General features: G+C 73.4%; 12 protein-coding genes. 4 read left to right on the top strand and 8 right to left on the bottom strand.

Going from position 1 to position 12,976, the window contains the following annotated elements:
- Positions 1-62 precede the first annotated feature (62 nt).
- Positions 63-1,217 (bottom strand): WD40/YVTN/BNR-like repeat-containing protein, encoded by a 1,155-nt coding sequence (locus tag FHS37_RS19095; protein ID WP_184822784.1) that lies wholly within the window; start codon positions 1,215-1,217, stop codon positions 63-65.
- Positions 1,218-1,530: 313 nt separating this feature from the next.
- Positions 1,531-3,243, bottom strand: a complete 1,713-nt coding sequence (locus FHS37_RS19090) for an acyl-CoA dehydrogenase family protein (protein WP_221499960.1) — start codon at positions 3,241-3,243, stop codon at positions 1,531-1,533.
- A gap of 72 nt (positions 3,244-3,315) precedes the next feature.
- Here FHS37_RS19090 and FHS37_RS19085 point away from each other — a divergent pair, with 72 nt between their 5' ends.
- Positions 3,316-4,083 (top strand): PaaX family transcriptional regulator C-terminal domain-containing protein, encoded by a 768-nt coding sequence (locus FHS37_RS19085; protein ID WP_184822782.1) that lies wholly within the window; start codon positions 3,316-3,318, stop codon positions 4,081-4,083.
- A 71-nt stretch (positions 4,084-4,154) separates the two neighbouring features.
- Here FHS37_RS19085 and FHS37_RS19080 read toward each other — a convergent pair whose 3' ends face one another.
- Both FHS37_RS19080 and FHS37_RS19075 read right to left on the bottom strand, forming a co-directional pair.
- Positions 4,155-4,958 carry a pectate lyase gene (locus FHS37_RS19080; RefSeq protein WP_184822780.1) on the bottom strand — a complete coding sequence of 268 codons (804 nt, stop codon included), beginning with the start codon at positions 4,956-4,958 and terminating at the stop codon, positions 4,155-4,157.
- Positions 4,959-5,197: 239 nt separating this feature from the next.
- On the bottom strand, positions 5,198-6,277 hold the full coding sequence (locus FHS37_RS19075; RefSeq protein ID WP_184822778.1) for an NADH:flavin oxidoreductase/NADH oxidase: 1,080 nt from the start codon (positions 6,275-6,277) through the stop codon (positions 5,198-5,200).
- A gap of 124 nt (positions 6,278-6,401) precedes the next feature.
- On the opposite strand from FHS37_RS19075, the gene FHS37_RS19070 reads away from it, so the two are divergent.
- On the top strand, positions 6,402-6,761 hold the full coding sequence (locus FHS37_RS19070; protein ID WP_184822776.1) for an ArsR/SmtB family transcription factor: 360 nt from the start codon (positions 6,402-6,404) through the stop codon (positions 6,759-6,761).
- Between the two features lie 21 nt (positions 6,762-6,782).
- Here FHS37_RS19070 and FHS37_RS19065 read toward each other — a convergent pair whose 3' ends face one another.
- Positions 6,783-8,168: an FAD-dependent oxidoreductase gene (locus FHS37_RS19065; RefSeq protein WP_184822774.1), complete on the bottom strand. Its 1,386-nt coding sequence runs from the start codon at positions 8,166-8,168 to the stop codon at positions 6,783-6,785.
- 200 nt (positions 8,169-8,368) lie between these two features.
- Here FHS37_RS19065 and FHS37_RS19060 point away from each other — a divergent pair, with 200 nt between their 5' ends.
- Positions 8,369-8,836, top strand: a complete 468-nt coding sequence (locus FHS37_RS19060; RefSeq protein ID WP_184822772.1) for a DUF6214 family protein — start codon at positions 8,369-8,371, stop codon at positions 8,834-8,836.
- A 159-nt stretch (positions 8,837-8,995) separates the two neighbouring features.
- Here FHS37_RS19060 and FHS37_RS19055 read toward each other — a convergent pair whose 3' ends face one another.
- Positions 8,996-9,664: a DUF305 domain-containing protein gene (locus FHS37_RS19055; RefSeq protein ID WP_184822770.1), complete on the bottom strand. Its 669-nt coding sequence runs from the start codon at positions 9,662-9,664 to the stop codon at positions 8,996-8,998.
- 190 nt (positions 9,665-9,854) lie between these two features.
- Here FHS37_RS19055 and FHS37_RS19050 point away from each other — a divergent pair, with 190 nt between their 5' ends.
- Positions 9,855-11,357 (top strand): LVIVD repeat-containing protein, encoded by a 1,503-nt coding sequence (locus FHS37_RS19050; RefSeq protein ID WP_184822768.1) that lies wholly within the window; start codon positions 9,855-9,857, stop codon positions 11,355-11,357.
- Here the strand turns inward: FHS37_RS19050 and FHS37_RS19045 are convergent.
- Positions 11,345-12,061, bottom strand: a complete 717-nt coding sequence (locus FHS37_RS19045) for a TetR/AcrR family transcriptional regulator (RefSeq protein ID WP_184822766.1) — start codon at positions 12,059-12,061, stop codon at positions 11,345-11,347. The genes FHS37_RS19050 and FHS37_RS19045 overlap by 13 nt on opposite strands.
- 176 nt (positions 12,062-12,237) lie before the next feature.
- On the bottom strand, positions 12,238-12,909 hold the full coding sequence (locus FHS37_RS19040) for a phosphatase PAP2 family protein (RefSeq protein WP_184822764.1): 672 nt from the start codon (positions 12,907-12,909) through the stop codon (positions 12,238-12,240).
- Positions 12,910-12,976 lie beyond the last annotated feature (67 nt).

Raw genomic sequence — 12,976 nt, 5'->3', positions numbered from 1 at the left:
TACTGCCGCAACGACGGCGGAGATCAACCCGTGGCCGGGACCGGCCGCGATCACGCTCCGGCTCATCCGACGACCGCGGCCCGCACGCACAGCACGTCCGGCAGGTGCGAGGCCAACTGCCGCCAGCTGTCGCCGTCGTCGGCCGACGCGTACACCTCGCCGTTGCGGTTGCCGAAGTACACGCCCGCCGGGTCCGCGCCGTCGTGGCACATCGCGTCGCGCAGCACCGTGCCGTAGTGGGCCTCCCGCGGCAGGCCCGCCGTGAGCGGCTCCCAGCTCCTGCCCGCGTCCGAGGTCCGGAAGACCCGGCAGCGCCGGTCGGCCGGCACCCGGTCGGAGTCGGCGTTGATCGGGAAGACGTACGCCGTGTCACCGCGGTGCGGATGGGCCACCACCGTGAAACCGAACGTCGACGGCAGCCCTTCGCCGATGTCCGTCCAGTGCCCGCCCGCGTCGTCGCTGCGGTACACCCCCCAGTGGTTCTGCAGGTACAGCCGGTCCGGGTTCACCGCGTCCCGGGCGACCTTGTGCACGCACTGCCCGAACTCCGGGTTCGGGTCCGGCAGGAACACCGCGGAGACCCCGGAGTTGGACGGGGACCAGCTCGCGCCGCCGTCCAGCGTGCGGAACACGCCCGCCGTCGACACGGCCACCGTCACGGCCCGCGGATCGCGCCCGTCGGTCAGCACGGTGTGCAGGCCCTCGCCCCCGCCGCCCGGCATCCACTTCGAGCGGGTGGGGTGCTCCCACAGCGGCCGGACCAGCTCGAAGCTCTCCCCGCGGTCCTCCGAGCGGTACAGCGCGGCCGGTTCCGTGCCCGCGTACACCACGTCCGGTTCGGCGGCGGCCGGGTGCAGCTGCCAGACCCGTTCCAGCGAAGCCCCGGTGTCCTTGGGGAACTTGACGGCGGGCCGCGCCGGTTCGGTCCAGGTGCGGCCCAGGTCGTCGGAGTGGAACACCGACGGGCCCCAGTGCGAGCTGTCGCCGCCGACCAGCAGCCGCGGGCTCGCGCCGCGGGTGTCGACGGCGACCGAGTACACGGCCTGCGCGTTGAAGTAGGGACTCTCGTCGAACTCCCAGGCGCCACCCCGCCGGCGCCCGATGAACAGGCCTTTGCGGGTGCCCACGGCGAGCAGTACCTCGGACATGCCGATCACCTCCGCGACGTCTTCGTCGACGTCCTCGTCCCCGACACCGGCCAGTCTGCACCCCACCACTGACAGTCGGCTCCGGGCCGCGCGGTACCACCGGCGTGCGCGGCGCGGATGTCACCCGTGCGTTCCGCAGCCGGAGGGACGCCGGCCCGCCGGCCGGTGTCCGCGGCGGCCGGTCCCCGGGCGGACGGGGCACGTCCCCGGCGCTTCGTGCACGTGCCGCGTCGAGGCCCGGTCGACTCGTCGGCCCCGTGCGCACGGTGCCCTTCCCGGGCGGAGCGCCCGCCGGTCGGGGAGTCCGCACCACGGCACCGGCGGCCGGGCGCGGCCGGGGGGTGAGGTCGCGCGGACCGTGCGCGCGGCGGCGCGACGAGGCTCAGACGGTGTCCGGCAGCGCGCGCTCCACGATCGCGTCGAGCCCGGCCGCCGCGGGCAGCGTGCCGAAGGCGTGCCCCCAGTCGCCGCCGAGCCGTGTGGCGCAGAAGGCGTCGGCGACGGCGTGCGGAGCGTGCCGGACGAGGAGGGAGCCCTGCAGCGTCAGGGCCATCTGCTCCACCAGCCGGCGGGCGCTCACCGGCGACCCCTCGGCCAGGCGGTCCTTCAGCCGGAGCACGGCCGCGTCCAGCCGGGCGTCCGCCCCGTGCGCCAGGGCGAGTTCGTCGAAGAGGGCCTGCGCGGTGGCGGTGTCCCGGCCGAGGGCCCGCAGGACGTCGAGGGCGTTGACGTTCCCCGCTCCCTCCCAGATCGACAGCAGCGGGGCCTCGCGGTAGTGCCGGGGCATGCCCGACTCCTCGACGTAGCCGTTGCCGCCCAGGCACTCCAGGGCCTCGGCGGTGAAGGCCGGACCGCGCTTGGTGACCCAGTACTTGCCCGCCGCGGTCGCGATCCGGCGGAACGCGGCCTCCCCGGCGTCCCCGCGCACCGCGCGGTCGGCGGCCCCGGCCAGGCGCAGGGTGAGGGCCGTGGCGGCCTCGGACTCCAGCGCCAGATCGGCCAGGACGTTGCGCATCAGCGGCTGGTCCACCAGCCGGGCCCCGAACGCGCTGCGGTGCCGCACGTGGTGCCCCGCCTCGACGAGCGTCTTGCGCATCAGCGCCGCCGACATCATCACGCAGTCCAGCCGGGTGCAGTTGACCATCTCGATGATGGTCTTCACGCCCTGCCCCTCCGAACCGACCAGCCAGGCCGCGGTCCCGTCGAACTCGGGCTCGGAGGAGGCGTTGGACCGGTTGCCCAGCTTGTCCTTCAGCCGCTGGATGCGGAACGCGTTGCGCGTCCCGTCGGGCAGCACGCGCGGCACCAGGAAGCACGACAGCCCTCCCGGGGCCTGCGCCAGCACCAGGAACACGTCGCACATCGGCGCCGACGTGAACCACTTGTGCCCGCGCAGGGTGTACACGCCGGGCTCGGCGGTCGGCGTCGCCGCGGTGGTGTTGGTCCGGACGTCGGAGCCGCCCTGCTTCTCGGTCATCCCCATGCCGGCCAGCAGCCCGCGCTTCTCGGTCGGCACGCGCAGGCCCGGCTCGTACTCCCGGCCGGTCAGCAGCGGCTCGTACACCTTCGCCAGCTCCGGCTGCCGGCGCAGGGCGGGGACCGCCGCGTACGTCATGGACGTCGGGCAGCCGTGCCCCGCGTCGGTGTGCCCCCACGCCAGTCCCTTCGCGGTGCGGACGACGTGCGCGCCGGGCCGGTCGTCCGCCCAGGGCGCGGCGGCCAGCCCCTCGGCGACGGCCGCGCGCATCAGGTGGTGCCAGCTCGGGTGGAACTCGACCTCGTCGATCCGGTGCCCGTACCGGTCGTGCGTGCGCAGTTCGGGCTCGTGGCGGTTGGCCTGATCGCTCCACTCCTGGACCTGCGCGCTGCCGGCCAGCCTGCCGAGCCGCCGCAGTTCCTCCTCGGCCCAGCCGCCGCCCTCGCGCCGCAGGCCCTCCAGCAGGGCGGTGTCGTCGGACGCGTCGTACGGCGCCAGGGGAACGGGCTGGTTGGCGACGTCGTGCGTGGCGTTCCCACCGTGTCCGCCGTACCCGCCGTGTCCACCGCCCTGCTCGCCGGCGCTCTCGTGCCGCTCGTCCACAGAAGTCGTGACCATGCGCCGAGTGTTGCACTTCCTCTGCGGTCGCAGCAATGATGCAACGCAAGGTCCGCCGTACAGTACGGACCCATGCGGATGAACGACCCGGCGCTCCCGGACGACCTGCGACCGCGCCCCCTGTCCGCGCGGTCGGTCGTGCTGAGCCTGATGCTCGGCACGCACCCGCCGGAGCTCGGGACCCGGGAGCTCGGGCGGCTCGTGGAGGGCTTCGACATCGGCGGATCCACCCTGAGGGCGGCGCTCAGCCGGATGGTCGCCGCCGGTGATCTGCTGCGCACGGACGCCGGTTACCGCCTCAGCGACCGGCTGGTGCGACGCCAGCGCCGCCAGGACGAGGCCGTGCGGCCCCGCACGCGCGTGTGGGACGGCGACTGGGAGATGGTCGTCGTCACCGCGACGGGCCGCGGCCCCGCCGAACGCGCGGACCTGCGCACGCAACTGGCCGCCCTCCGGCTCGCCGAACTCCGCGAGGGCGTCTGGCTGCGCCCCGCCAACCTGAGCCGCCCCCTGCCCGCCGCCCTCGACGAGGTGGCCCGGCGCTGCACCGCCCGCCCCGCCGGATCCGCCCGGGACCTGGCCGCGGACCTCTGGCCGCTGGACGCGTGGTCCGGCACGGCCCGCGCGCTCCTCGAGCACCCCGACCGCGCCGGCCGCCCCGCCGACCGGCTCGCCCTGTTCGCCGCCGTGGTGCGCCATCTGCTCGCCGACCCGGTCCTGCCGCCCGGACTGCTGCCCGACGGCTGGCCCGGTGAGGCGCTGCGGACCGCGTACGCCGACTACCGGCGGGAGCTGACGGGGCGGGTGGGGCAGGTGCGGGCACGGGTGGGCGGCGCATGACGCGGCGGCCGTACGGAGCGCCGCGCGGGGCGCTCCGTACGGCCGCCACCGTGGGGGACCGTTCCCGCGGGCTACCGGTAGGTGATGTCGGACGACGCGTACTTGCAGTGCGTACCGTCGGGGCCCGAGCCGTTGGTGTCCGGCTCGTCACCGTCGTCGTTGCCGATGTACTTCTGGCAGGGGACGATCTTCCTGCTGCTGTCCCCGATGATCGTGATGTTCCGCAGGGTCGCGCTGTCGCCGTAGTTGGTGTTGATGCCGGCCAGCCTGCTGCCCTTCCAGGTCACCTCGATGGTGTTGAGGTTGATCGTCCGCTTGTACTGGGTGGAGCAGTTGCCGCAGGAGCGGACGAAGGTGCCGAAGTTCTTCACCGCGAAGTTCGAGACGTTCAGCGTCCCGGCGCCGTTGAACTGGAAGACCTTGTCGCTCGCCTCCTTGGCGCCGCCGCCGCTGACGGTGTAGACCGCCGACGACGACTTGCCCTTGAAGGTGGCGGCGTCCTCGCCGACGTCCTCCCACCACACGTTCTGCAGCGTGCAGGAGCCCTTGCAGTGGATGCCGTCGGCCGCGGGGGCGCCCAGGACGACGTTCTTCAGGACCGCGCCGTCCGCCAGTTCCAGGATCGGGCCCTGGTCCTCGTCCTGCCCGCCCGAGCCCAGGTCGCCGGTGCCGTACAGGCGCTTCATCCCGTAGTCCTTGGTGCCGGACACGGAGATGGTGGAGGAGACGCCCTGGCTGCCGTTGGGGGTCGGCCAGGTGGCGGCGCCCGCCGGGGACGCCCCGGTAGTCATGAGCATGCCAACCGAGAGGCCCAGGGTGGCGAGTGCGCCCGTCAGTGCGCGCCCACGGGCGCGCGGTCGTGTCGCGGAAGTCATGTCGTTCCCTCTGTCGTGGTGTGGGGGTGTGAACCATGTACGTGAACGACGTTCTTGGTTGTGCGCAGCAGTCCCGGTCACGTGCGGTGGTCGGGTCATGCTGTTGAACGGAACGTAGAGGGTAAGCGCTTTCTAGTCAACGTCTCGCGCAGATCGCGTTCGCCGGGGACGGCAAGACGCCGGCGGCCCGGGGTGCGACAGGCACCCCGGGCCGCCGGCGCGGTACTCGGCGGACGCGGTCAGACCGAGCGGTGGTACTGGTCCGGCACGTGGACCTCGCCGCCCAGCTCGCGGGCCGCGTGCCGGGCCCACGAGGGGTTGCGGAGCAGCTCGCGCCCGAGGAGCACCGCGTCCGCCTCGCCGTTGGCCAGGATCTTCTCGGCCTGCTCGGCGTCGGTGATCAGCCCGACGGCGGCGACCGGCATCGGCGTCTCGCCGCGCACCCGCGCGGCGAAGGGGACCTGGTAGCCGGGCCCGGTCGGGATGCGGACGCCGGGGACGTTGCCCCCGGTGGAGACGTCGAGCAGGTCGATGCCGTGGGCGTGCAGTTCACCGGCGAGGCGGACGGTGTCGTCCGGGGTCCAGCCGGACTCCTCCAGCCAGTCCGTGGCCGAGACGCGGAAGAACAGCGGCTTGTCGTCCGGCCACTCCTCGCGCACGGCGTCGACGACCTCGAGCGCGAAGCGCGTCCGGTTCTCGTACGAGCCGCCGTAGGCGTCGGTGCGGTGGTTGGTGTGCGGGGAGAGGAACTCGTTGATCAGGTAACCGTGGGCGCCGTGGATCTCGGCGATCTCGAACCCGGCGGCGAGCGCCCGGCGGGCCGCGGAGCGGAACTGGCCGACGACGTCGTGAATCTGCTCGACGGTCAGTTCGTCCGGCACCGGGTGCCGTTCGTCGAAGGCGAGCGGGCTCGGGGCCACCGGCTGCCAGCCGTGCGCGTCCCGCCCCACCGGGGCGCCGCCCTTCCAGGGGCGGTCGGTCGACGCCTTGCGGCCGGCGTGGGCGAGCTGGACGGCGGGAACCGTGCCCTGCGAGACCAGGAAGGAGGTGATCCGGCGGAACGCCTCGGCCTGGGTGTCGTTCCAGAGGCCGAGGTCGTACGGGGAGATGCGGCCCTCCGGCGACACGGCGGTGGCCTCGACGACGATCAGGCCCGTGCCGCCGGCCGCGCGGGCCGCGTAGTGCGCGAAGTGCCAGTCGCCGGGCGCGCCGGCCCCGGGCCCTTCGGGCGCGGCCGAGTACTGGCACATCGGGGACATCCACACCCGGTTGGGGATCGTCACGTCGCGCAGGGTGTACGGCTCGAACAGCGCGCTCACGGTGGACTCCGTTCGTCAGGGGGCGGAGGGGTGCGGCTCGTACGATAGCCATCGTAGTACGGGAGATGTCAAACTACGAGGGTTCTCGTACAATGAGGGCTCCCGGACCGAATGTGGAGCCGCCGTGACGACCGCCGCCCCCGCCCCCAGCAGCCGCGATCTGCCGCACCCGGCGTGCGGGGAGATCCGGCTGGAGGGCGTGCTGCACGCCCTCTCCGACCCCGTGCGGCTGCGGATCGTCCGTGAGCTCGCCGCCGAGGGCGTCGCGCTGTCCTGCTCGCACTTCGACCTGCCGGTCACCAAGTCCACCACCACGCACCACTTCCGGGTGCTGCGCGAGAGCGGCGTGATCCGGCAGGTCTACGAGGGCACCGCCAAGATGAACGGCCTGCGCCGGGACGACCTGGAGGAACTCTTCCCGGGGCTGCTCGACTGCCTGCTCGCCGCCGCCGCCCACCAGGCCGTGCGCCACGGCGAGGGCTGACCCGGCCGCGGGGCACGGGCCTCACGCACCGGCGCTCCGCGCCGCCGCCAGCAGCGACTCCCAGTCGGGCAGCTTGACCACGCTCCGTCCGAGCGAGGCGCCCAGCTCCGCCTCGGCCCGTTCGATCGCCCGCCATCCCGCCCACTCGACCGGCTCGATCCCCTCGGCCCGCAGTGCCGCCGGCGGATCGCCGGCCAGGTCGCGGGCCACGAGGGCGGGGGCGTCCTCCAGCAGGGACGCCACCGTCTCCTTCGCGCACGGCCGGTTGGTGCCGATGACCCCCGTCGGGCCGCGCTTGATCCAGCCCGCCACGTACTCGCCCGGCGCGACGGCGCCCTCGCGCAGCACGCGCCCGGCGAGGTGCGGCACCGTGCCGTCGGCGGCGTCGAACGGCAGCCCCTCCAGCGGTACTCCCCGGTAGCCCACCGAACGCAGCACCAGCTGGGCCTCCACGTCCTCGAACCGTCCCGTGCCCGCCACGCCTCCGCGCCCGTCCGGCACCGTCCGCTCGAAGCGGACCGCGCCCACCCGGCCCGCCCGGGCGATCAGTTCGACCGGGCGGAGGAAGAAACGCAGCCGGATCAGGCGGCGGGCGTCCGCCGCCGGCGCCCCGGCCCAGCCGCGCAGCACCTCGATGTTGCGGCGCTGCGGGGCGGGCAGCGCGGAGGGGTCCGGATACGCCGGGTCCAGCGCCAGCTCCGCCGGATCGGCGACGATTCCGGTGTCCGGCAACGTGCCCAGCTCGCGCAGCTCCTTGGTGGTGAAACGGGCCTGGGACGGGCCGCGCCGGCCCACCATGTGGATGTCCGTCACCTCGCTCGCGGCGAGTGCGGTCAGGGCGGCGTGCGGCATGTCGGTCGGGCTCAGCTCCGTCACGCCCCGGGCCAGCATGCGCGTGACGTCCACGGCGACGTTCCCCACGCCGATGACCACGGCGGACCGGACGCCGTGCAGGAAACCGCCGTCGGTGGGGGCCCCGCCCCGCCCGTGGCGAGGGGCCGGGAACCCGGGGGCGTCCGGATGCGCGCTGTACCAGGACACGAACTCGGTCGCCGACCAGCTGCCCGGCAGGTCCTCTCCGGGGATCCCCAGCCGCCGGTCCGCGGCGGCGCCCACGCAGTACACCACCGCGTGGTACAGCTCCCGCAGCCGGGCGACCGGTACCCCGCCCGCGCCGACCGGCACCCCGCCGAGGAAGCGCACCCGCTCGTGCTCCAGGACCGTGCGGAGGCTGTTCTGCAGGGACTTGATCTTCTCGTGGTCCGGTGCCACGCCGTAGCGGACCAGGCCGTAGGGGCAGGGCAGCCGGTCCAGGACGTCGACACGCACCTGGGGGTCCTGCTGGACGAGGCTCTGGGCGGTGTAGCACCCGCTCGGCCCGGAACCGATGACGGCGACACGCAGCACGGCCGAACTCCTCACCCGGGAGACCGACGGGGGACCGCTGACGCCTCCAGCATCGCACCGTCGGCGCTCCGCTGACAGGGTGCCGTACGCCGTGTGGGGTGCGTGTTCCGCCGAAGGGGAAGTGATCGCACGGTTACGTTTCGTGCGTGATCGAGGAGTCTTTTCTTCAGCTTTCCGATCGCTCTCCGGCTGAGGGCGCGGTGTCGGTGTGGCCCGCGTGGGAGGTACGGGAGGGGGACCGTGCGACGCGGTGGCTCCATGTGCGGCTGGCCTTCGGCGACGGGGCCCGGGTCGACGCGCTCGCGACGGTGTCCGAGGGGTGCGTGTGCGTCGAGGACGTACGGGCCCGGCCCGCGCTGGCCCTGGAGGACCTGGCGGTGTTCGCCGACTGGATCGAGGAGCCGCTGGCGCGGGCGTGCGGCGCCGAGGCCGAACCGGCCGGCGGGGACGACGCCGGCCCGGGGACGCACCGGGGCCGATCCGCCGCCCCACCGGGGCCGGCGGGCCGGCACCTGGTGGCCTGGGAGTACCGGGCGGCCCAGGAACGGGGCGCCGATCCGGTCCTCGCCGTGATGAGTGCGACCGGACACAGCCGGCGCGGGGCGCTCCGGCTGATCGGCCGGGCGCGCGACGCGGGCCTGCTGGCCCCGCGCCACGCCCGGCGGTGAGCGGTGGGCGACGAGCTGACCGCCCGGACACCCGGCGCCGGGCCCTGCCGCGGGCGGGCCCGGCGGGTGCCGCCGCCCGGCCCCGCCCGGCCGATGAGCCCCGCCCGGCCGACGGGGCCCCGCCCCGCGGCGCGGCCCCCGCCGGCGGGACGGCGCACCTCACAGCAGGTCGCGCATCCGTGTGATCTCGCTCGTCTGCTGGGCGACGACGTCGTCGGCCATCTCCTCGACCTGGATGTTGTTGCCCTGCCCCTTCACGTCGGTGGCCATGGTGATCGCCCCTTCGTGATGGGTGATCATCAGCGTGAGGAAGAGCTGGTCGAAGGCCTTGCCGTCGGCCGCGCGCAGCTTCTTCAGCTGGGCCTGCGTCGCCATTCCGGGCATCGTCGCGTGGTCGTGGCCGTGTCCCTGCCCGTCGTCCCGCGCCGCCTTGCCGTGGGTCTTCAGCCAGCCCTCCATCGCCGTGATCTCCGGCTGCTGTGCGGCGGCGATGCGCTCGGCCAACTTGACGATCTTCGACGACTCGGCGCGGTCGGGGACCAGCTCGGTCATCTCCAGGGCCTGCGCGTGGTGCTCGATCATCATCCGCACGTAGGACACGTCGGCCGAGTTGGGGGAGTCGTCCTCCGCGCGCTGCTGCGCGGCCTCCTCGGCCGACAGGGTCCGGTTCGCCTCCCCGGGCTCGCCCGGCGCGATGACCGACGGCCCGCTCGTCGCGGCCGCCCCGGCGCCGTCCGTGTCGGAATCGCAGCCCGCGAGCCCCAGTACGGCCAGGGCGGTCAGCCCGGCCGCGACGGCGGACACGCGTGGCACACGGCGGTAGAGCACAAGGACCTCCTGTGGCAGGCGGATTGCAGAACACCTCGTGAGTGCTGACGACCGTCCTAGCACGCTTCCGCGCGTCAGTGATCAGAAAACTTCATTGCGAGTGTGTTGCCCTCTGTTGGTATGTGCATGGCGAAGACATACTGCCGGTGCGTAACCCGTTCCGAAGCGAACGGAACCAGGGAGGAAAACAGTGATCCTGTTGAGTGTTCCCCGAACCCGGCGCAGACGCCTGGGAGTTGCCGCCGCTGCCGGTGGGCTGCTGGCCGCGCTCCTCACCGCCGCCCCGGCCGCGGCGATCCCCGACCCCGGGGACGCACCGGCCGCCCAGAAGGAGCTCTCGCCGAGCGACCGGGCCGAGGCGCGCGAGGCCATCGAGAGCGGCGAGATCCCCGGTCAGGACGCGATCGTCCACTCCGGCAACATCCGGCACGTGGCCAACATCCCCAAGGACGCGCTGCCCGGCACCAACTCGGACCTGGCGTTCCAGGGGCGCTACGCGTTCGCCGGCAACTACGACGGCTTCCGCATCTTCGACATCAGCAACCCGCGGTCGCCGAAGACGGTGGCCCAGGTCCTGTGCCCCGGCTCGCAGAACGACATCTCCGTCTCCGGTGACCTGCTGTTCCTGTCCACCGACTCCTCGCGCAGCGACAGCAGTTGCAACAGCACCACCCAGCCCGCGACCGAGAAGTCCTCGTGGGAGGGCATGAAGGTCTTCGACATCAGCGACAAGAGGAACCCGCGGTACGTCGCCGCCGTCGAGACCGCCTGCGGCTCGCACACCCACACACTGGTGCCCGAGCGGAGGAACGTCTACGTCTACGTCTCCTCGTACTCGCCGAACGCGGCCTACCCCGACTGCCAGCCGCCGCACGACGGCATCTCGGTCATCAAGGTGCCGCGCAAGGCCCCGCACAAGGCGGCGGTGGTCGGCTTCCCGGTGCTGTTCCCCGGTGAGGGCCCGGACGGCGGCGGCAACCCGGGCGCGCCCACCAACCCGGGCGTCTCCAAGACCACCGGCTGCCACGACATCACCGTGCTGCCGTCCGAGGACCTGGCCGCCGGCGCCTGCATGGGCGACGGCATCCTGTTCTCCATCAAGGACCCGGAGCGCCCGAAGGTGATCGACCGGGTGCAGGACAACGTGAACTTCGCGTTCTGGCACTCGGCGACCTTCAACCAGAAGGCGAACAAGGTCGTGTTCACCGACGAGCTGGGCGGCGGCGGCGGCGCCACCTGCAACGCGGAGGTCGGTCCGAACCGCGGCGCGGACGGCATCTACGACATCGTCGGCAGGGGCGACAAGCGCGAGCTGGTCTTCCGCAGCTACTTCAAGATCCCCCGCCACCAGGCGGACACCGAGAACTGCGTGGCCCACAACGGCTCGCTGATCCCGGTCAAGGGCAGGGACCTGATGGTCCAGGCCTGGTACCAGGGCGGCGTCTCCGTCTGGGACTTCACGGACTCCTCGAAGCCCAAGGAGATCGCCTACTTCGAGCGCGGACCGCTGACCACCGACCGGATCGTCACCGGCGGCTCCTGGTCGGCGTACTACTACAACGGCTACATCTACTCGAACGACATGGCCAAGGGCCTCGACGTCCTCAGGATCGACGACCGGCGCACGGACCCGGCCCGATGGGTCCACCTGCGTGAGCTCAACGTGCAGACGCAGCCGGACTACTTCGACTGAGCGTCCGGCTCCGGCCGGAGGGCCGGAGCCGGGAAGCCGGGCTCCGGCCCGGTCGCGAAGAACCGGGCCAGATCCGTCCGGCCCGTCCCGCACGTCCCGCCGGGAACCTCGGTGTCCGGCGGGACGCCCATCTCCCAGTCGAGCCGGTAGCGCTTGAACAGCTCCGCGCGCAGCACCGGAACGGGCATCGGCACGCCCGGGACCAGCGCCGCGAACACGGCGCCCATCAGCAGGGCGCGCATCATCGGGTAGTCGGCGTCGACGTCGCACGAGCCGTACCGGGCGACGGTGTCCCGCAACAGTTCGGCCAGGCGCCGCTGCTCGGGGCACTGCAGGAAACCCTCGGCCTGCAGCAGCCCCGCCATGTGCTGGCGCATCAGCACCGGCCGGTCCCGCGCCAGGCCCAGGATCGCGTCGATGGCCCGCGCCATCCGCTCCCGGCCGTCCTCGGTGCGCGGCTCGCGCTCCAGCGCCTCCTCCAGGGTGCGGTGCATCAGCCGGTGCACGGCGGACTGCACGAGCTGGCGTTTCCCCGGGAAGTAGTACGAGACCAGACCGCGCGCGGAGCCCGCCCGGTCGGCGATGTCGCCGAGCGTGGTCGCCTCGTATCCGTGCTCGCTCACCAGCTCGACGGCCGCGTGCAGAAGCCGCTCCTTCGAACGCCTCCGCAACTCTTCATTGACCAGGGCGCTGCGCGGGGACATGCTTGACTCCTGCGTTGACTGGCTGACAGCCAACTATACTCAACGCGTCCGGTCGGACCCTCGGGGTCCGCTCCGGGCTGCCGTCCGCCTCGGGCGACGCGGGGGATCGTCCGAGGCGGACGGTACGAAGCGGGCGGCAGCCCCGGGCCACTACCGTCGGGTCCCGCGGTGCGGGCTCACGGGTGCCGACGCCGGTGGATCCGCACCGCCACGGCCACCACCAGTGCGCCGAGCAGCCAGCCGCCGAGGACGTCCGTGGGCCAGTGGACGCCGAGCCAGACGCGGGTGAGGCCGACGCCGGTCACCGAGAGGACCGCCAGGACCAGCGCCGTGCGCCACACGAGGCGGCTCACGCCGTGACGGCGCAGCAGCCACAGCAGGAGCCCGCAGACGACCGTGGCGGTCATGGCGTGGCCCGACGGGAAGGCCGCGTAGTGCGCGGAGTCGACCGGATCGGGCCAGACCGGGCGGGCGCGGTCCACAGCGGCCTTCAGCCCCTGTTGCACGGCCGTCCCCAGGGCGACCGTCACCACCAGCCACATCGCCGTCCACCGGGCCGCGTACCGCCACACCAGCAGCGCCGCGGTCACGCCGCACAGCACCCGCATCGTCCACGGGTCCCAGACCCAGTCCGTCAGGACACGGGCCGTCTGCGTCAGTCCGGGTTCCTCGACCGCCCAGCGGTGGGTGGTGCGGGAGATGTCGCCGTCCAGATCGAGCAGCGGACGCCATCCGACGGCGACCAGGGCCAGCAGCAGCGCCGAGCACAGCGCCAGCGTGCCGGCGGACAGGGTGGCGGGACGGTGGTCGGAGGGACGGGGCGGGGAATCGACGTGGGGGGTGTGCATGCGGTGATCCTTGTCGACCGACGGGGTCCGGGGCCAGTCGTCCGCCCCCGTCCTGCCGTCCGGGGCC

The sequence above is a fragment of the Streptomyces griseomycini genome (assembly GCF_014203535.1).
Classification (GTDB): domain Bacteria; phylum Actinomycetota; class Actinomycetes; order Streptomycetales; family Streptomycetaceae; genus Streptomyces; species Streptomyces griseomycini.
Note: the sequence above shows the minus strand (reverse complement) of the source record. Positions and strands in the feature narration are given on the sequence as shown.

What these genes read in the sequence shown, in the direction of transcription:
- FHS37_RS19090 (WP_221499960.1), bottom strand. Translation starts at nt 3,243, where the DNA reads ATGGTCACGACTTCTGTGGACGAGCGGCACGAGAGCGCCGGCGAGCAG.
- FHS37_RS19040 (WP_184822764.1), bottom strand. Translation starts at nt 12,909, where the DNA reads ATGCACACCCCCCACGTCGATTCCCCGCCCCGTCCCTCCGACCACCGT.
- FHS37_RS19045 (WP_184822766.1), bottom strand. Translation starts at nt 12,061, where the DNA reads ATGTCCCCGCGCAGCGCCCTGGTCAATGAAGAGTTGCGGAGGCGTTCG.
- FHS37_RS19080 (WP_184822780.1), bottom strand. Translation starts at nt 4,958, where the DNA reads ATGACTTCCGCGACACGACCGCGCGCCCGTGGGCGCGCACTGACGGGC.
- FHS37_RS19085 (WP_184822782.1), top strand. Translation starts at nt 3,316, where the DNA reads ATGCGGATGAACGACCCGGCGCTCCCGGACGACCTGCGACCGCGCCCC.